We start from the raw sequence: 17,543 nt of genomic DNA, 5'->3' as shown, positions 1-17,543 counted from the left end.
CTTATGCAAAGGGGGGTGGGGTTCCGTCAACCCCTGCGGGCCGAAGGAATTCAGTTGATCCATCACTCTCCGACCTGGGCGAATCCGCCTCCGGACCGCCCGGATGGTGGCCGGGAAGAGCCCCCGATCCCCCTGGCCGACGGGCCGCCTCAGCCCGCCTCGAGCATCTCGCGGACCAGCGGCGCGACCCTCGTGCCGTAGAGCTCGATGGAGCGCATCATGGCCGCGTGCGGGAGGGGGCGTCCGAGTGCTCCATGCCGAACCGGCCGGCCCCGAGCGCGCGGTGCGCGCGCCGATCGCGGCGCGCACCAGGTCCGGGTGGGAGACGGCGCAGTCGGGGCGGTGATGCTCCCCCACGTCGATCACATCCACGCCCACCCGGTCCGCGAGCACGCCCTCCGCGACGGCGTCGCGCAGCACCTGCGGCTGGTCCATCCGCTGCCCGTCCGGCGGATCAGCCCTCGGCGGGGCGGATCACGTAGCCGGCGCCGCGCACGGTGTGGATCATCGGCTCGCGGCCGGCGTCGATGCGCTTGCGCAGGTAGGAGATGTAGAGCTCCACGATGTTCGCGCGGCCGCCGAAGTCGTAGCCCCAGACGTCCTGGAGGATGCGGTCCTTGGAGAGCACGGTGCGCACGTTGGCCATGAGGAACTTCAGCAGGTTGAACTGGGTGGCGGTGAGCTCGATGAGGTCGCCGCCGCGGGTGACCTCGTGGGTGCGGGTGTTCATCACCAGGTCGCCCACCACGAGCTCCTCGCCGGTGGAGGCGTTCAGCCCGGCCCGGCGCACCAGGTGGTGCGAGCGCAGGAGGATCTCCTCGACGGCGAAGGGCTTGGCGACGACGTCGTCCGCGCCCGCCAGCAGGGCCGCGATGCGGTCCTCGGCCTCGGCCGGGGAGGCCAGGACGATCGCGGGCATCTCGGCCCAGTGGGCGCGGAGGCGGGCCAGGACCTCCAGGCCGCCACCGTCGGGCAGGCCGGCGTCCAGCAGGGCCAGGTCGGGGCGGCGGGCGGTTCCCTCCTGGACGGCCGCGGCGGTGTCCTTGGCCACGACGGTCTCCCAGCCGAGCAGGGAGTAGCCCATCGAGAGGAGGTCGGCCTCCAGGCCCTCGGCGTCGGCCACGAGGACGCGGACGGGCGAGCCGTCCTGGTGCGTCAGGTCCGGGAGGGACTCGCGCAGCTCGGCCATGGAGGCGGGAGAGACGGTGTGCTCTGCAGAGGTCACGGAGAGGTGTCCTTGTCCGTTGCGGGACCGTGTCCGATCCCTGGTCCCCGGAGGCGGGCGCCCCCGGGCGCGGAGGGCCGGGGCCGGACGGGGGGGGGATGGACTCCGGCGGGCAGCTCTCCGGGCGACGTGCCGGGCCACCGGGGATGAGGCGGCCGAGCCGTAGCCGGATCGTTACTTTACGACGTTGCGCTCACCCGATGGTGCACCACGCAGGTCTGCTTCAGCGCCCTCAGAAGATCAGCCGGGCGCGGGAGGGCTCAGTCGAGGGGCTTCATGGCCCAGTGCGTGGCCAGCGTGCCGAACATGTGCAGCTCGTGGCCGATGTTCACGAACCCGGCATCGGCGAGCATCCCGGCGATCTCCTCGGGCGTGTGGAACGCCCGGGTGGAGGAGGAGAGGTACTCGTAGGCCTCCGCCCTGTCCGTGATGAGGCGCGCCAGGCGGGGCATGATCCGGTGCATGTAGAAGCTGGAGAACGGCTTGATCAGGTTGTCCGGCGCCGGGGAGGTCTCCAGGGCGGCCACCCAGCCGCCGGGGCGCAGCACGCGGAACTGCTCGGCGAGCGCGGCGGGGATATTCGCGACGTTGCGCAGCAGGTAGCCGTGGGTGAGGGAGTCGAACTCGCCGTCGGCGAAGGGCAGGGCCAGGGCGTCCGCCTCCACCCACTCGATGCGGTCCCCGTTCGGGCGGGTCCTGCCCACCTCCATCATCTCGGGCGCGAAGTCCGCGGCGACGACGTGCGCGTCCGGGTGCTGCTTCAGGATCTCCAGGGCGAGGTCGCCGGTGCCGGTGGCCAGGTCCAGCACGCGCGCGGCGGCGGGGACGTTGGCGCGCTCCACGGTGCGGCGCACCAGGCGGGGCTCCTGCCCCCACGTCATCACCGTGTTCATGAGGTCATAGCGGCCGGCGATCGCGTCGAACATGCCGGACACGCGCGCGCCGTGGTCGGCGTCGTGGGCCAGGGAGGCGGGGCGCGGCAGGGGGGAGGGGGAGGTCTCGCTCACCCCTCCACGGTAGCGGGCGCAGCACGTTTGCACCGTGAACTTAGGCTAGGCTAACCTCTCGGATTAGCGCATACGCGCATCACCTAATCGGCCCGTCCATCCGACAACCCCTCCCGAGAGGCCCTCCATGCCCCAGTCCCCGTCCCGCCGCTCCGTGCTCGCCGCCGGCGGCTCCGGCCTGGCCCTGCTGCTCGCCGCGTGCTCCACGGGCCCCGCCGGGTCCTCCGTCCCCTCCTCAAGCCCCGCCTCCTCCGCGGGCTCGGCGGCCGCGTCGTCGTCGGCCTCGGGCTCCGCCGCGTACCCGCTGACCGTGGAGCACGTCTACGGCACCACGGAGATCCCCGCCCGCCCCGAGCGCGTGGCCACCGTCTCCTGGGTGAACCAGGATGTGGCCCTGGCCCTGGGCGTGGTCCCGGTGGGCGTGCCCGCCGTCGAGTTCGGCGGCAACGCGGACAAGTCCACCGACTGGTTCGACGCCAAGCTGAAGGAGCTCGGCGGGCCGACGCCCGTCCAGTGGTCCGAGGCGGACGGGATCGACGCCGAGGCGATCGCCGCCGTGAAGCCGGACGTCATCCTGGCCGTGTACTCCGGCCTCACCCGGGAGGACTACGACCGCCTCTCCAAGATCGCCCCCGTGGTGGCCTACCCGAAGGACGTCCCCGCGTTCGGCACCTCCTGGCAGCAGTCCACCGAGGTGATCGGCCGGGTCCTGGGCAAGGAGCGGGAGGCGGCCGCCCTCGTCGCCGACCTGGAGCGGCAGATCGCGGACGCCGGCGCCGAGGAGGACGGCCTGGCCGGCGCCTCGTTCATCTACGGCACCCTGGACCCAGCCGCCGCCGACCAGATCAGCATCTACACCGCCGCGGACAACCGCCCCAAGTTCCTCGAGCTGCTCGGCATGGAGCTGGCCCCCGTGGTCGCGGAGAACGCACCGGAGGACGGCGCCTTCTTCTTCACCTGGTCCCCCGAGCGGGCGGACGAGCTGGAGTCCGACGTGTTCGTCTCCTGGGCCGCCTCCGCGGACGTGGCCGACGCGATCGAGGCCGACCCGCTGCTCGGCGCCATCCCGGCCGTGGAGAAGGGCGGGCTGGTGCTGCAGGTCGACCAGCAGGAGGTCCTCTCCGTCTCCGCGATCTCCCCGCTGTCCATCCCCTACGCCCTCGAGAAGGTGGTCCCGCCGATCGCCGAGGCCGCCCGCGCCGCGAAGGGCTGACCCTCCCCCATGCCCTCCTCCCCCACCCGGGGCGCCCTGCTGTTCGGGCTGCTGCCGCTGGCCCTGCTCCTCACGGCAGGGCTGGCGGCGCTCGCGCTCGGCGCGCGCCCCGTCCCCCTCACGACGACGGCCACCACCCTCCAGGCGATGCTCGCCGGGGAGGGTGTGCCCGCCGGCGTCGACGCCGCCGCCGTCGCCTCCCGGGTGCCGCGCACCCTGACGGCCGCCCTGGTGGGGGCCGCGCTGGCCGTGGCGGGTGCGGCCCTGCAGGGCGCGACCCGCAACCCGCTGGGCGACCCCGGCCTGCTGGGCCTGTCCGCGGGGGCATCCCTGGCCACGGCGATCGGCCTGGCCCTGGGGGTCTCCGGGAGCACGTTCTGGGTGCTGGCGCTGGCGGCGGCGGGCACCCTGGCGGCGGCGCTGCTGGTGTACGCCGTGGCCGCGGCGGCCTCCCGCGGGGCCGGCGCGGGAGGCGCGCCCACGCCGATCGGCCTGGTGCTGGCGGGGGCGGCCGTGACCGCCGGCGCGGGTGCGGTGACCACCGCCCTGCTGGTGCTCTCCCCCGTGGTGCGGGACCGGTTCCGGTTCTGGGCCGTGGGCACCGTGGCCCGCGCGGACCTCGGCGAGGCCGCCCTGCTCACGCCGGTGATCGGCCTGGGGATCGTCCTGGCGCTGGCCGCGGCCCGGGGCCTCGACGCGCTGGCCCTCGGCGACGACCTCGCCCACGGCCTCGGCGCCCGCCCCGGGCGCACCCGCGCCCTGCTGCTGGCGGCGGTGGTCCTGCTGACCGCCGCCGCGGTGGCGCTGGCCGGGCCCGTGGGCTTCGTGGGACTGGTGGTGCCGCACGCGCTGCGCCGCCTGCGCCCCGGCGGCACCCGCACCCTGCTGATCGGCTCCGCCCTGTGGGGCGCCGTCCTGCTGGTGGCCGCCGACCTCCTCGGCCGGCTGGTGATCGCCCCGGCAGAGATCCACCTCGGCGTCACCACCGTGCTGCTCGGCGTGCCCGTGCTGCTCGTCCTCCTGCGCCGGACGGGGCTGGGCTCGTGAGCGCGCGGCGGGAGACGACGACGCCGGGCCGACGCGACGCCGCGCCGGGCGGGGACGCCCCGGAGACCGTCCGGGCCCTGCGCCGGGCCGACGCGCGCCGGGTGGCCGGCGTCGTGCTGGGCCTGGCGGTGCTGACGGCGGGCCTGATGCTGCTGCGCGTCACGTGGGGCACCTACCAGGTGACCGTGCCGGACCTCGTGCGGATTCTCGGCGGCGAGCGGATCGCCGGGGCCTCGTTCATCGTGTGGGAGGAGAAGCTGCCGCGCGCGGTCGCCGCCACCCTCACCGGCGCGGCCCTCGGCGCCGCCGGCGCCCTCTACCGGCGCACCCTCCGCAACCCCCTGGCCTCCCCGGACGTGCTGGGGACGACCGCCGGGGCCGCGGCCGGCGTCGTGCTGACGCTGACGGCCTCCGCCGGGCAGGCGGGCGGCTCCTCCGACCTGGCCCGGGCCGGGGCGGCCCTGCTGGGCGCGCTGGCGGCCGGTGCGGCGGTGCTGCTGGCGGCCCGCTCGGTGGGCGGGCAGCGGTTCGTGGTGGCGGGCGTCGGGGTGGCCGCGGCGGGCCAGGCGATCGTGTCCGGGGCCATGCTGAGCCTCTCCGAGCACGACCTGGCCTCCGCCACCCGGTGGATCGCCGGCTCGCTGAACGGGGTGACGTGGGGGCGGATCGGGCTGCTGGCCGCCGTGCTCGCGCTCGCCCTCCCGGCGGCAGGCTGGCTGCACCGGCGGCTGGCCCCGGCGGACGTCGGAGACGACCTCGCCCACGCGCTCGGCGCCCGGCCCAGGACGACCGCGGCCCTCGCGCTGACCGTGGGCGCCGTGCTGGCCGCCGCGGCCACCGCCACGGTGGGCCCGCTGTCCTTCGTGGCCCTGCTGGCCACGCCCCTGGCCCTGGGCCTGACGCGGGGCCGCCCGTCCCTGCCGGCCGCCGCCCTGACCGGCGCGGGCATCGTGCTGCTCGCGGACGTGCTCGGCACGGAGGCCCTGGGCCTCATAGCCGACGGCGCCGCCCTGCCCACGGGTGTGCTCACCGGCGCCGCGGGCGCCCCCCTCATGCTGGCGCTGCTGCTGCGCGCCGGCCGCTCCTCGGAAGGCACCCGATGACCTCCTCGCCCCCGACCCCCGCCGCCCCCTCGACCGCCCCGGCTCCCGCCCTGCGCCTGCGCGGCGTGGAGCTCTCCTACGGGCCGGCGTCCGCGCCGCCCACGGTGGGCCCCGTGGACCTGGACGTGCCCGCCGGGCAGGTCACCGCGGTGATCGGCGCCAACGGCTGCGGCAAGTCCACGCTGCTGCGCGGGCTCACCCGGCAGCTGCCCCTGCGCGCGGGCACCGTGGATGTCCTGGGCCGGGACGCAGCGGGCATGTCCGCGCGGGACTACGCCCGCACCGTGGCCCTGCTGCCGCAGCAGCCCGTGACCCCCGAGGGCCTCACGGTGGCGCAGCTCGTGGAGCGCGGCCGCCACCCCTGGCGGGGCCTGCTGGGCGGGCGCGCCGCCGGCGACGACGCCGCCGTGGCCGCCGCCCTGGCGCGCACCGGCCTCGTGGACCTCGCCGCCCGCGACGCGGCGACCCTCTCGGGAGGCCAGCGGCAGCGCGCCTGGCTGGCGCTCGTGCTGGCCCAGCAGACGCCCGTCGTGCTCCTGGACGAGCCCACCAGCTACCTCGACCTCGCGCACCAGGTGGAGGTCCTGGACCTCGTCCGCACCCTGCCCGACCCGCGGGCCGTGGGCGCCCGGACGGTGGAGGCGGCGGGCGGCGTCGTCGGGGGCGGGGCCGGAACAGAGGCCGGGCCCCCGCCCCGGGCGACCGTGGTGGCCGTCCTCCACGAGCTCTCCCTAGCCGCGCGGGCCGCGGACCACGTGGTGGCGATGGCCGGGGGCCGGGTCGTCGCCACGGGCACGCCCGCGGAGGTGATCGTCCCGGAGGTGCTCGCGGAGGTGTTCGGGCTGGACGCGGACGTCGTCCCCGACCCGCTGCTCGGCCACCCCGTGGTGCTGCCACGCGGGAGGGGGGACCGGGCATGAGCACCGAGGCGATGTTCGTGGCGCACACACGCGTGGTCTCCACGTCCCAGCCGTGCCGGGGGTTCCGGCGGATCGTGCTGGCCGGCGAGGACCTGGAGCACGCAAGCGCGGACCTCCTGGGCACCCTGCCGCCGGGCGTGCCGGACCTGCACGCGATCTACCGGGGCTCGCGCCCGCGCCGGGACGCCTACGTGAAGGTGCTCGTGCCCCCGCCGGGCGGGGTGTCCGCAGACCCGGACCTCTCCGCGGGGTTCCGGGCCGGGTTCACGGCCGTGCCGGAGGACGAGCGCGGCTGGATGCGCACCTACACGGTGCGCTCGGCCGGCCGCACCCGCGTGGACGGGCGGGAGGTGCCGGCGCTGACCATCGACGTCGTCCTCCACGGCGACCCCGACGACGCCGCCGACCCGCACCAGGGCCCCGGGCTGCGCTGGGCGCGCACGGTGGCCGCGGGCGAGTCCGTGAACGTGCTGGTGCCCACCGGGGAGGCGCCCGCGTGGGCCGGCTGGCGGGACACCGGCGCCCGGCGGGTGCTGGCCGTCGGGGACGCGACGGCGGCCCCCGCACTGCTCTCCGTGGCGGAGGAGCTCGCGGACCCCTTCGGCGGGTTCGACGGCGAGGCGGACCTGGTGCTGGAGCTGCCCGCGGACGCGGAGCTCGCCGACCTGATCGCCGAGCGCCTGGCCGTGCCGGAGCCGTGGGACGAGTCCCGCCCCCTGGACGTGGCCGAGCACGGGCGGGTGCGCCTGCACGTGGGCCGCACCGCCCCCGGGCGGCCGGTGGGCGCATGGGCGCAGGCCCGGCTGGGCGCCCTCCTGGGGCTGAGCGGGACGGCGCGGGCCGGCGTCGTGGGCGTGGATGGAGTGGTGGAGGCCCCGCCGGCGGAGGGCGCGGCCCGCGAGTGGACGCTGGCGGACCTGGAGCCCGTGACCGGCGTGGACCGCCCGGACACGTACGTGTTCCTGGCCGGGGAGTCCGGCATGGTGCGGGCGCTGCGGCGGCTGGCCGTGGACGGCGGGGACATCCCGAAGAAGAACGTCTCCTTCATGGGCTACTGGCGGCAGGGGCAGGCGGAGAGCTGAGGGCGGGATCGGAATACCCCGCCCCGCGCCGACGCTGTGCCGAGCAGGACCACACCCGACCTGCGAAGGAGCCCCTCATGGACATCCTGATCATCGGCGGCCACGGCAAGATCGCCCTGCTGACCGCTCCCCTGCTGGCCGACGCCGGCCACACCGTCACCTCGGCGATCCGCAACCCGGAGCACGCCGACGACGTCCGCACCGCCGGCGCCGAGCCGCTCGTGCTGGACGTGGAGCACTCCTCCCCCGCCGAGCTGGAGGCGGCCATGCGGGGCCGGGACGTCGTCGTCTGGTCCGCGGGGGCCGGCGGCGGGGACCCGGAGCGCACCTACGCGGTGGACCGGGACGCCGCGATCGCCTCGATGGACGCCGCCCGGGCCGCCGGCGTGCGGCGCTACGTGATGGTGTCCTACCGGGGGGCGTCCGTGCACCACGGCGTGCCGGAGGACAGCTCCTTCTTCGCCTACGCCGAGGCCAAGGCGGCCGCGGACGAGCACCTGCGCGGCTCACACCTGGACTGGACCATCCTGGGCCCGGGCGCGCTCACCCTGGACGAGCCGACGGGCCGGGTCCAGGTGGACCCGCAGGGGCCGTCCGAGGAGCTGCCGGGGACCTCGCGGGGCAACGTGGCACGGATGATCGCGGCCGCGGTGGACTCCGGGGCGTCGATCGGCCGGCAGGTGGAGTTCGTGGACGGGGACACCCCGGTCGACGACGTGTTCCGGCGCTGACCGGCCCGCCTGTGACGGCGCCCGCCGCTGTGGTGGGATGACCGCATGAGCCAGTACATGATCACGGTGTGGCACGCCCCGGGCGTGCACGCCGCCGGCACGGCCTACGAGTCCGAGGAGGACATGCAGGCCGCGTTCGCCCGCGTGGACGATTTCAACCGGATGCTGATGGGCTCCGGCGCGTTCGTCGCCGCGGGCGGCCTCACCCCGCCGGGGGAGGCCCGCGTGGTGGACGCCGTCGCCGCGTCCGACGCCGGGCAGGCGGCCGCGCAGGCCGAGGTCCGCGAGGGCACCCTCGCCCAGGGGGACATGGCCCTCGGCGGGTACTGGATAGTGGAGGCCGCCGACGACGCCGCCGCCCGCGGTCTCGCCGCGCAGGGCTCCTATGCGTGCGGCCAGCCCGTGGAGGTCCGCCGGTTGCAGGGGTGAGCCCGGAGGGCGGGCGGGCCGCGACCTCGTTCACTCCGCCCCGCGCCACGTGGGCGCAGTACCCCACCTGGGCGCAGTACTGCCAGGCACAGCGGGAGATACGTGGCAGTACTGCACCCAGGTCGCCTGGTCACCCGCTCCAGGCGGGAGGCCGGCGACCGGGCCCGCTCCCCGTGTGGTCCCATAGGGGCATGACACCGGACCCCAGCGTCGACGCATCGCCCCAGGCCGCGCCCACCGTCGCCGTCACCGCCGACCCCGGACGCGCCCCCGCGGACGACGCCGGCCCGGACGAGCGGCGCCCCTCCGAGCCCACCCGCGTGCAGGCCCTGTTCTACTCCCCGCCGGAGCTCACGGACGGGCGCATCACCCTGCGCCCCGCCGGCGCCGACGACGCCGCGGCCCTCTACCCGCTGCTCCAGGACCGGGAGACCCTCCTGCTCACGGGCTCCACCCACAGCTCGGCGCGCGCGGACAGGATCGTCTCCGGGGAGATCCAGCCGTGGGGCTCCCCGGAGAAGCTGGCCGAGGACTACGACGCGTGGTCCGTGGCGGACGACCGGGCCGTGTGGGTCATCGAGGAGGACGCCACGATCGTCGGGGAGATGGTCCTCATGGACCTGGATCCGCCGAACATCTCCTGCGCGCTGCGCCTGTGGATCACCGGCGCCACCGACCGCGGCATCGGCACCGCCGCCCTCACCCTCGCCCTGGACTGGGCGTTCCGCACCGTGGAGCTGCACCGCGTGAGCCTGGACGTGTTCGAGCACAACCCGCGCGCGATCCACGTCTACGAGAAGCTCGGCTTCGTCCGCGAGGGCACCATGCGGGAGGCCCTGTGGCAGGACGGCCGCTGGATCGACTCCCTCGGCATGGGGATCCTGCGCCGGGAGTGGCTCGCCCGCCAGGACGGCTGACCGCCGCGCACGGCTGACGGCGCCCCGCCGCCGGCGGGCCCGGCTCAGCGGGTGCCGAGCCGGCGGTCCACCTGGCCGAGCAGTCCCAGGACGGCGGAGAACCCGGCGAGCACCACCGACACGGCCGCGCCCACGCCCCGCCAGCCCAGGCGCGGCACGTCCAGGAACGGGTAGGGGTACCAGTCGATCCGGGCTCCGCGCACCAGCGTGGCCGTCGCCCACATCAGCGGCACGACGGCGGCCAGCCCGGCTCGCCGGTACGTGATCTGCCCGCGGGGGTCGAACGCCGCCCACACCAGGGGCGCCAGCACCGGGTTCACGACGTGCTGCACCGCGTCGTTGAACCGGTAGAGCAGGGTGTCCTGCTCCATGCCGCGCAGCACCGCGTTGTAGACGATGCCCGTGACCATCACCGAGCCCAGCCCGGCGGTGCGCAGCGCCCAGAACGCGTCCGACGTCGGGGCGTCACGGCGCGCGGCCAGCGTCAGGGAGGTGCCCGCCACCATCGCGTTGGACAGCCACGTGAAGTAGGCGGGCTGGTTCAGCGCGTGCTGCCAGCCGGCCTCGAAGCCGCCGTGGTAGCCGACGCCGGGGATCACCATGGTCGGCTTGGACGCCCCGATGGGGAAGGAGGTGAGGCAGCCGACCAGCGGCAGCGCGCCGGCGGCCCACCAGCCGGCCCGGGCGGCGCGTGAGGGCCGGGGGGCGGGGCGGGGGCGCGTGAAGCGCGCGAGCCAGGCGGGCATGGGTGTTCCTCGGGAGTGGTCGGGTCGGGGAGTGCCGACCATTCAAACATGAACACCAGGTGAACAGAAGAGGGTGAGAGGGGAAACACGTCGCCGGGCCGGGCGGCTCACATCCGCACCGGCCCGGCCGCGCGCCCTCAGCCGAGCAGGCCGTCCGGGTCCACGACCTCCACGGCCACGCCGTCGGCCCGCAGCCGGTCCACGCCCTCGTCGATCAGCCGCCGGCCCACCGCGGTGACCCGGTCCACACGCTCGAGGTTGAGCACCACGGTGCGGATGGGCAGCCCGTCCTCGGCCACCGCGCACGCCGCGGCCTCGTGGACGGAGCCGTCCCCGGTGGCGGCGGCGCGGGCGGCCTCCGGGTCGGCGGCGTCGACGGGGCGGCGGTCCCCGGCCTCGGCGGCCACGTCCCCGTGGGGGGCGTCCTCCCACTCGGGGTAGTCGTGCTCGGACCAGGCCGCGCGACCCCCACCGGCCGCGCCGGTGCCCAGGTCCGTCATGGCCGTGACCACGGCCTCGCCCCCGCCGAACCGGATCACGCCCTGCAGGTGCAGCAGCACCGTGTCCCCCTCCCGGCGGGCGAACCGCACCACGGTGCCGCCCAGGGAGTCGCCCTCCATGAGGTGCAGGTCCATGTCCTCGGACATCCGCCGGCACGCCTCCACCCCGCGCACCGAGTTGCCCACCTCGTCCAGGCGCGGGGAGAACACCGCCAGCCCCACCTGGCCGGGCAGCGCCCCCAGCACCGCGCCGGAGACACCCGACTTGGCCGGGATGCCCACGTTCACGAGCCACTGGCCCGCGGCGTCGTACATGCCGGAGGAGGACATCACGGAGAGCACCTGCCGGCACACCAGCGAGGGCAGCACGCGCTCGCCCGTCAGCGGGTGGACGCCGCCGGAGGCCAGGCACGCGCCCATCAGGGCCAGGTCCCGCACGGTCACCCGCACGGAGCACTGGGCGATGTACCCGGCGACGACGTCCTCGGCCCGGTCCTGGATGATCCCGTGGCTGCGCAGCATGTGCGCCAGGGACAGGTTGCGGTCCGAGGTGGCCATCTCCGACTCGAAGGTCTCCCGGTCGATCTCCAGACGCCGGCCCGCCAGCGTGGACATGAACCCCACCAGCCGGTCGAGCCGCTCCTGCCGCCCCGCGTAGGGGCCCACCAGCAGCTGGTGCACGGCCAGGGCGCCGGCGTTGATCATCGCGTTGTCCGGGCGCTTGGACTCGGCCTCCAGGGACAGCTCGTTGAACGCCTCGCCGGAGGGGTTCAGCCCCACCCGGGCGTCCACTGCATCCAGGCCGCGGTCCTGCAGCGCCGCCGCGTACGCGAACGGCTTGGACACGGACTGGATCGTGAACTCGGTCTCGTCGTCGCCGGCGGAGTGCAGCCGCCCGGTGACGGTGGCCAGGGCGATCCCCAGGCGCTCCGGGTCGGCCTGCGCCAGGACGGGGATGTAGTCGGCGAGCGCGCCGCGGCGGTCCTCCCGCAGGGAGTCCACCAGGTGCTGGAGGTAGTCGGGGACGGGATGCTTCACGGGGTCCTTCCGGCAGGGGTGGCGTCGGGGGCGGTGCGGGTCTCGGCGGCGAGAGCCTCGACGTCGTCGTCGATCCAGCCGCGGGAGCGCGCCACGGCGCGCGCCCAGAGGCGCAACAGGCGGGCGGCGCGCTCGGGGTCCATGGCGGGCTCCCAGCGGCGGTCCTCGGACCAGTGCGCGGCGAGCTCCGCGGTGGACGCCCAGAAGCCGACGGCCAGCCCAGCGGCGTAGGCCGCGCCCAGGGCGGTGGTCTCCGTGACCTCCGGGCGCACCACGGGCACGCCCAGCACGTCGGCCTGGAACTGCATGAGCAGGTCGTTGGCCACCATGCCGCCGTCCACCTTCAGCTCGGTCAGCCCTCCCACGACGCCGGCGCCCTCCTCCGCCTCGGCGACGTCGGCGAGGACGGCGTCGAGGACCTCGCGGGACTGGAAGGCGGTGGCCTCGAGGACGGCGCGGGCCAGGTGGCGGCGGTCCGCGTAGCGGGTGAGGCCCACGATGGTGCCGCGCGCGGTGGGGTCCCAGTGCGGGGCGAACAGGCCGGAGAACGCGGGCACCACGAACACGCCGCCGTTGTCCGGGGCGCCGGCGGCCAGCTCCTCCACCTCGGCGGCGTCGCGGATCAGGCCGAGGTTGTCCCGGAGCCACTGCACCAGGGAGCCGGTGACGGCCACGGACCCCTCGAGGGCGTAGGCGGGCGGCTCGTCCCCGATCCGGTGGGCCACCGTGGTCAGCAGGCCGTGCCGCGAGCGCACGGGCCGCGCACCGGTGTTCACGAGCAGGAAGTTGCCGGTGCCGTAGGTGTTCTTGGCCTGCCCGGCCTCGAAGCAGGCCTGCCCGAACAGGGCGGCCTGCTGGTCCCCGAGGATCCCGGCGATCGGCACCCCGCCCAGGAGCGAGGTGGGCGCGGCGTGGCCCACCTCGGCGGAGGAGCTGACGATCCGCGGGAGCATGCCCCCCGGGATCCCCATCTCGGCGGCGATCTCCGCGTCCCACTCGAGGGTCTCGAGGTCCATCAGCAGGGTGCGGGAGGCGTTGGTGACGTCCGTGACGTGCTGACCGCCGAGGACGCCGCCGGTGAGGTTCCACACGGTCCAGGAGTCGGTGGTGCCGAACAGCAGGTCCCCGCGCTCGGCGGCCTCGCGGGCGCCGTCCACGTGCTCGAGGATCCAGGCGACCTTGGGCCCGGCGAAGTAGGTGGCCAGGGGCAGGCCGGTACGCTCGCGCCAGCGGTCCGGGCCGGCGTCGCCGCCGAGCCGCTCGCACAGGTGCTGGGTGCGGGTGTCCTGCCAGACGATGGCCGGGTGCACGGGGCGCCCCGTCGTCCGGTCCCAGACGACGGCGGTCTCCCGCTGGTTGGTGACGCCGATCGCGGCGACGTCGTCCCGGGTGGCGTCCGCGCGGGAGAGCGCCTGGCCGATCGCCTCGCGGGTGTTCCGCCAGATCTCCAGCGGGTCGTGCTCCACCCAGCCGGCGCGCGGGAAGTGCTGGGCGTGCTCCAACTGCCCGGTGGCCACGGCGTCGCCCGCGTGGTCGAAGAGGATCGCCCGGGTGGAGGTGGTCCCCTGGTCGATCGCCATCACGTACCGCGGCGCGCTCATCGGGCGCCCCCCTTCTCCTCGGGGGTCACGGTCTCCCGGGAGGTCACGGGCACGACGCCGGCCCGCTCGCCCGCGGCGGCCAGCTCGGCGGCGGCCGCGGCGTCGTCGTCCAGGCCCTCCGCGCGGCGGCGCGCGGCGACCAGCGCCCGGTAGGCGGCGACCTCGGCGTCCCGGCGCGCGGCGTCCCAGCCGAGGACGTCCGCGACGAGTGCGGCGGCCTCGGAGGCGGCGTCGGCGCCCCGGTCGGGGACCTCGGTGGACAGGCGCAGGCGGCGCTCCAGGACGTCGTCGAGGTGCACGGCGCCCTCGGCGCGGGCCGCGTAGACGACCTCCGCGCGCAGGTAGGCCTCGCCGCCGGGCAGGGGCTCGCCCAGGGCCGGGTCCGCGTCCACCAGGGCCAGCACGTGCGGCAGCAGGGTGCCGTAGCGGCGCAGCAACCGGTCCACGCGGGCGGCGTCGAACCCGCGCTCCGCCGCGATCTCCGCGGCTCGCGCCGCGATCTCCGCGTAGCCCAGGCCGCCGAGCACCGGCGTGTGCGCCGTCAGGGAGGGGCGCGTGGGGAAGAGGTCCCGCACCGCGAAGTCCACGGTGTCCTCCGCCATGGCCCGGTAGGTGGTCCACTTGCCGCCGGCCACCGCCGTCAGCCCCGGGGCCAGCTCCGTCACGGTGTGCTCCCGGGAGACCTTGGTGGACGCGTCGTCCGCGCCCGCGGCCGGCTGCAGCAGCGGGCGCAGCCCCGCGTAGACCGCCACCACGTCCGCGCGCGTGAGGTCCTCGGAGAGCACCGCGTTGGCGTGCTCCAGCACGTAGTCCACGTCCGCGGCCGTCGCCGCCGGGTGGTCCACGTCCTGGCGCCACGGGGTGTCCGTGGTGCCGATGATCCAGTGCTCGTCCGAGGGGATGACGAACAGCACCGACTTCTCCGTGCGGGTGATCACCCCGACGCCCGGCTCCGCCGCGATCCGCTCCCGGGGCACGGTGACGTGCACGCCCTTGGAGGCGAGCACCTCCAGGCCGCCGTCCACGCCGGCCAGCTCCTGCTGCTCCTGCGTCCACACGCCGCCGGCCAGGATCACCGCACGGGCGTGCACCTGCAGCTCCTCGCCCGTGAGGGACTCCCGCACGCGCGCGCCCACCACGGCGCCGGCGCCGTCCTTGAGGTACCCGACGACGGGCGCGTGATTCAGCGCCGCCGCCCCCAGGTCCACCGCGGAGCGCACCAGCAGCAGGGCGAGCCGCGCGTCGTCGAACTGGGCGTCCGCGTACTCCACCGCGCCGACGGCCGCCTCCGGGTCCAGCCCCGGGAAGGTCTCCGCGAGCGCCTTCCGCCCCAGGTGGCGGTGCCCGCCCACGGCGCGGCGGCGGCCGACGGACTGCATGGCGTCGTACACGCCCACCCCGGCGCCGATCCAGCCGCGGTCCCGGGCGTGCTCCAGCGGGAACACGAACCGCAGGGGGCGCACCACGTGCGGGGCGGTGCGGGTGAGCAGCAGGTCCCGCTCACGCAGGGCCTCGTAGACGAGCTTGACGTCCAACATCTCCAGGTAGCGCAGGCCGCCATGCATCAGCCGGGAGGAGCGGGAGGAGGTGCCGCCGGCCCAGTCGCCGGCGTCGACGATCCCGACGTCCAGGCCGCGCGTGGCGGCGTCGAACGCGGCGCCCACCCCGGCGGAGCCTCCGCCGACGACGAGGACGTCCAGGGGGTGGTCGGCGTCCGCGGCGCGCAGCCGCGCCAGGTGGTCGGCACGGGTGGCCGGGGAGAGCTCGACGGTGCGCAGCGTGGGCATGGTCAGTCCTTCCACCACATCGTGGTCAGGTCGTCGGCGCCGTGGACCGTCGCCGTGCCGTGCGGCCGGAAGCCGACGTGCTCGTAGAAACGGGTGCTCTCCGCGGAGGAGGACTCCAGGTAGATCCCGACGCCGGCCGCCCGGGCCTCGCGCCGCCGCCGCTCCAGGAGCGCCCGCCCCGCGCCGCGGCCGCGGGCGGACGGCACGGTGCCCAGCTCCAGCAGGTACCAGTGCTCCTCGGAGGGCCGCACGGCCTGGCAGGCGGCCACGGTGCGGACGTGGTCGAGGGCGTGGCGGCCGAACGCGCGCCACCGGCGGGCCGCCGTCGGGACGGCCGGGCGCAGCGCCCCCAGCAGCCCGGCGGGCGGACGCGGGGCCCCGGGCCGCTCCCAGAGGGCGACGCCGAGCACCTCCCCGGTGCGCGGGTCCACGGCCGCGTCCACCGCGCCGTGTCCGCGCGCGGCGGCGTCCAGGGACTCGCGGACCAGGAGGTCGAAGTAGTCGCGCAGGCGCTCCTCGCGCCGGTCCGGCGGCAGGAACGAGGTGGTGTACGGGTCCTCGGCGAACGCCTCGGCGAGGGCCCCGGCCATCCCGGCCACCGCGGCTGCGTCCGGGTGGTCGGCGGCCGCCGCGGGGCGCAGGGAGGTGACGAGCGGGCGGGGGCGGCGGGCGGCGTCGGACATGCAGCCCAGCCTAGGGGCCGCGGGAGGGACGGCGGCAGGGCCCCGGGGCGCGCCCGGCCTACCCTGGGAGGCATGACCTGCATCATATCCGTCTCCCCCGACGACGTCCTCCACCGCCTGCGCGCCGCCCTCGGCGACGCGGTGGTCACCGACCCGGCCGCGCTCGAGCCGTTGCGCGCGGACCGCTCCGGCCACCGCTCCCCCGGCGCCCCGCTGGCGGCCGTGCGGGCCCGCACGGTGGAGGACGTCCAGGCGGCGTGCCGGATCGCCCACGCCACCGGCACGCCCCTGGTCACCCGCGGCGCCGGGACGGGGCTGGCCGGTGGGGCCGTGGCCGGGCCGGGACAGGTGGTCCTGGACCTCTCCGGGATGGACCGGATCCTGGAGGTCGCGCCGGAGGACCGGGTCGCCGTCGTCGAGCCGGGCGTGCTCAACGGGGCGCTGAACCGGGCCCTGGAGCCGCACGGGCTGTGGTGGGCGCCGGACCCGGCGTCCAAGGAGATCTCCACGGTGGGCGGGAACATCGCCATGAACGCCGGCGGCCTGCTCTGCGCCAAGTACGGGGTCACCCGGGAGGCCGTGCTGGGGCTGGCCGTGGTCCTCGCGGACGGCACGCTGATGCGCCTGGGGCACCGCACCGTCAAGGGCGTCACCGGCTACGACCTCACCGCCCTGATGATCGGCTCCGAGGGCACGCTCGGGGTGATCGTGGAGGCCACCCTGGCCCTGCGCCCCCTGCCCGAGGGCGCCGTGCACACCCTCGGCGCGTTCTTCCCGGACGTGGCCGTCGGCGCCCGCGCCGCCGCCGCGATCACCGGGGCCGGGCACGTGCCCGCGATCATGGAGCTGATGGACGAGGCCACGCTCGCCGCGGTGCGCGCCCACGTCTCCGCCGACGACGCCGCTCGCCTCCCCGAGACCGGGGCCTTCCTCCTGGTGCAGGCGGACGGGCCCGGGGCCGACGAGCAGGCCGCGGCCATGGCCGAGCTCATCCGCTCCGCCGGGGGCGAGGTCACCGTCACCGCGGACCCGGCCGAGGCGGACCGCCTGGTGTCCCTGCGCCGCACCGCCTTCCCGGCGCTGGAGGCCCTGGGCACCCCGCTCGTGGAGGACGTGGCCGTGCCCCGCAGCCGCATGCCGGAGATGTTCGCCCGGATCCGCGAGATCGAGGCGGAGACCGGCCTGCGCATCCCCACCTCCGCCCACGCCGGGGACGGGAACCTGCACCCCGTGGTGCTGTTCGGCGAGCCGTCCCGGGTCGGCGGGGAGGACGGCGCGCAGGAGGCCATCCCCGCGGAGGTCTGGGCGGCCGCGGGCATGCTGTTCCGCGCCGGCCTGGAGCTCGGTGGCACCCTCACCGGGGAGCACGGCGTCGGGCTGCTCAAGCGCGCGTTCCTCAAGGAGGAGCTCGGGGAGGCCCAGCATGGGCTGCAGGAGCGGATCAAGGCCGTGTTCGACCCGCGCGGGATCCTCAACCCCGGGATCGTGTTCACCCCGTGAGCCCCGCCGGTATC

At 76.2% G+C, this 17,543-nt stretch carries 16 protein-coding genes; 9 read left to right on the top strand and 7 right to left on the bottom strand.

Features of this window, described 5'->3' with window-relative positions:
- Positions 1-454: 454 nt before the first annotated feature.
- Both KW076_RS02540 and KW076_RS02535 read right to left on the bottom strand, forming a co-directional pair.
- A complete protein-coding gene (locus tag KW076_RS02540; protein WP_286670240.1) occupies positions 455-1,189 on the bottom strand; it encodes a response regulator transcription factor in 735 nt (244 codons plus the stop codon).
- 296 nt (positions 1,190-1,485) lie between these two features.
- On the bottom strand, positions 1,486-2,232 hold the full coding sequence (locus KW076_RS02535; RefSeq protein WP_224356097.1) for a ubiquinone/menaquinone biosynthesis methyltransferase: 747 nt from the start codon (positions 2,230-2,232) through the stop codon (positions 1,486-1,488).
- Positions 2,233-2,359: 127 nt separating this feature from the next.
- On the opposite strand from KW076_RS02535, the gene KW076_RS02530 reads away from it, so the two are divergent.
- From KW076_RS02530 to KW076_RS02495, 8 genes are all read left to right on the top strand, one after another.
- Complete coding sequence (locus tag KW076_RS02530; RefSeq protein WP_224356096.1) at positions 2,360-3,445, top strand: ABC transporter substrate-binding protein; 1,086 nt, start codon at positions 2,360-2,362, stop codon at positions 3,443-3,445.
- 9 nt (positions 3,446-3,454) lie between these two features.
- A complete protein-coding gene (locus KW076_RS02525) occupies positions 3,455-4,492 on the top strand; it encodes a FecCD family ABC transporter permease (protein ID WP_224356095.1) in 1,038 nt (345 codons plus the stop codon).
- Complete coding sequence (locus KW076_RS02520) at positions 4,489-5,595, top strand: iron chelate uptake ABC transporter family permease subunit (protein ID WP_224356094.1); 1,107 nt, start codon at positions 4,489-4,491, stop codon at positions 5,593-5,595. The genes KW076_RS02525 and KW076_RS02520 overlap by 4 nt, the downstream gene beginning before the upstream one ends.
- Positions 5,592-6,515 (top strand): ABC transporter ATP-binding protein, encoded by a 924-nt coding sequence (locus tag KW076_RS02515; protein ID WP_224356093.1) that lies wholly within the window; start codon positions 5,592-5,594, stop codon positions 6,513-6,515. The genes KW076_RS02520 and KW076_RS02515 overlap by 4 nt, the downstream gene beginning before the upstream one ends.
- The gene (locus tag KW076_RS02510) at positions 6,512-7,597 is read left to right on the top strand and encodes a siderophore-interacting protein (protein WP_224356092.1); all 1,086 of its coding nucleotides are present in this window, start codon (positions 6,512-6,514) and stop codon (positions 7,595-7,597) included. The genes KW076_RS02515 and KW076_RS02510 overlap by 4 nt, the downstream gene beginning before the upstream one ends.
- A 77-nt stretch (positions 7,598-7,674) precedes the next feature.
- Positions 7,675-8,328 (top strand): SDR family oxidoreductase, encoded by a 654-nt coding sequence (locus KW076_RS02505; RefSeq protein ID WP_224356091.1) that lies wholly within the window; start codon positions 7,675-7,677, stop codon positions 8,326-8,328.
- A 45-nt stretch (positions 8,329-8,373) separates the two neighbouring features.
- Positions 8,374-8,757 carry a YciI family protein gene (locus KW076_RS02500; protein WP_224356090.1) on the top strand — a complete coding sequence of 128 codons (384 nt, stop codon included), beginning with the start codon at positions 8,374-8,376 and terminating at the stop codon, positions 8,755-8,757.
- Positions 8,758-8,948: 191 nt separating this feature from the next.
- Positions 8,949-9,674, top strand: coding sequence for a GNAT family N-acetyltransferase (locus KW076_RS02495; RefSeq protein ID WP_224356089.1), 726 nt, complete (start codon positions 8,949-8,951; stop codon positions 9,672-9,674).
- A gap of 44 nt (positions 9,675-9,718) precedes the next feature.
- Here the strand turns inward: KW076_RS02495 and KW076_RS02490 are convergent, their stop codons facing one another.
- The 5 genes from KW076_RS02490 to KW076_RS02470 all read right to left on the bottom strand — a co-directional run bounded on the left by KW076_RS02490 (position 9,719) and on the right by KW076_RS02470 (position 16,029).
- Positions 9,719-10,420, bottom strand: a complete 702-nt coding sequence (locus KW076_RS02490) for a Pr6Pr family membrane protein (RefSeq protein ID WP_224356088.1) — start codon at positions 10,418-10,420, stop codon at positions 9,719-9,721.
- A 137-nt stretch (positions 10,421-10,557) separates the two neighbouring features.
- Complete coding sequence (gene glsA, locus KW076_RS02485) at positions 10,558-11,958, bottom strand: glutaminase A (protein WP_224356087.1); 1,401 nt, start codon at positions 11,956-11,958, stop codon at positions 10,558-10,560.
- Complete coding sequence (glpK, locus tag KW076_RS02480; protein ID WP_224356086.1) at positions 11,955-13,559, bottom strand: glycerol kinase GlpK; 1,605 nt, start codon at positions 13,557-13,559, stop codon at positions 11,955-11,957. The genes glsA and glpK overlap by 4 nt, the downstream gene beginning before the upstream one ends.
- Positions 13,556-15,346: a glycerol-3-phosphate dehydrogenase/oxidase gene (locus KW076_RS02475; protein ID WP_224356085.1), complete on the bottom strand. Its 1,791-nt coding sequence runs from the start codon at positions 15,344-15,346 to the stop codon at positions 13,556-13,558. Before KW076_RS02475 ends, glpK begins: the two co-directional genes overlap by 4 nt.
- Positions 15,347-15,348: 2 nt before the next feature.
- Positions 15,349-16,029: a GNAT family N-acetyltransferase gene (locus KW076_RS02470; protein WP_224356084.1), complete on the bottom strand. Its 681-nt coding sequence runs from the start codon at positions 16,027-16,029 to the stop codon at positions 15,349-15,351.
- Positions 16,030-16,101: 72 nt separating this feature from the next.
- Here KW076_RS02470 and KW076_RS02465 point away from each other — a divergent pair, with 72 nt between their 5' ends.
- Positions 16,102-17,529: an FAD-binding oxidoreductase gene (locus tag KW076_RS02465; protein ID WP_224356083.1), complete on the top strand. Its 1,428-nt coding sequence runs from the start codon at positions 16,102-16,104 to the stop codon at positions 17,527-17,529.
- Positions 17,530-17,543 lie beyond the last annotated feature (14 nt).

The sequence above is a fragment of the Micrococcus porci genome (assembly GCF_020097155.1).
GTDB lineage: Bacteria > Actinomycetota > Actinomycetes > Actinomycetales > Micrococcaceae > Micrococcus > Micrococcus porci.
Note: the sequence above shows the minus strand (reverse complement) of the source record. Positions and strands in the feature narration are given on the sequence as shown.

What these genes read in the sequence shown, in the direction of transcription:
- KW076_RS02540 (WP_286670240.1), bottom strand. Translation starts at nt 1,189, where the DNA reads ATGGCCGAGCTGCGCGAGTCCCTCCCGGACCTGACGCACCAGGACGGC.
- KW076_RS02530 (WP_224356096.1), top strand. Translation starts at nt 2,360, where the DNA reads ATGCCCCAGTCCCCGTCCCGCCGCTCCGTGCTCGCCGCCGGCGGCTCC.
- KW076_RS02525 (WP_224356095.1), top strand. Translation starts at nt 3,455, where the DNA reads ATGCCCTCCTCCCCCACCCGGGGCGCCCTGCTGTTCGGGCTGCTGCCG.
- KW076_RS02515 (WP_224356093.1), top strand. Translation starts at nt 5,592, where the DNA reads ATGACCTCCTCGCCCCCGACCCCCGCCGCCCCCTCGACCGCCCCGGCT.
- KW076_RS02510 (WP_224356092.1), top strand. Translation starts at nt 6,512, where the DNA reads ATGAGCACCGAGGCGATGTTCGTGGCGCACACACGCGTGGTCTCCACG.
- KW076_RS02505 (WP_224356091.1), top strand. Translation starts at nt 7,675, where the DNA reads ATGGACATCCTGATCATCGGCGGCCACGGCAAGATCGCCCTGCTGACC.
- KW076_RS02500 (WP_224356090.1), top strand. Translation starts at nt 8,374, where the DNA reads ATGAGCCAGTACATGATCACGGTGTGGCACGCCCCGGGCGTGCACGCC.
- KW076_RS02495 (WP_224356089.1), top strand. Translation starts at nt 8,949, where the DNA reads ATGACACCGGACCCCAGCGTCGACGCATCGCCCCAGGCCGCGCCCACC.
- KW076_RS02490 (WP_224356088.1), bottom strand. Translation starts at nt 10,420, where the DNA reads ATGCCCGCCTGGCTCGCGCGCTTCACGCGCCCCCGCCCCGCCCCCCGG.
- glpK (WP_224356086.1), bottom strand. Translation starts at nt 13,559, where the DNA reads ATGAGCGCGCCGCGGTACGTGATGGCGATCGACCAGGGGACCACCTCC.
- KW076_RS02475 (WP_224356085.1), bottom strand. Translation starts at nt 15,346, where the DNA reads ATGCCCACGCTGCGCACCGTCGAGCTCTCCCCGGCCACCCGTGCCGAC.
- KW076_RS02470 (WP_224356084.1), bottom strand. Translation starts at nt 16,029, where the DNA reads ATGTCCGACGCCGCCCGCCGCCCCCGCCCGCTCGTCACCTCCCTGCGC.
- KW076_RS02465 (WP_224356083.1), top strand. Translation starts at nt 16,102, where the DNA reads ATGACCTGCATCATATCCGTCTCCCCCGACGACGTCCTCCACCGCCTG.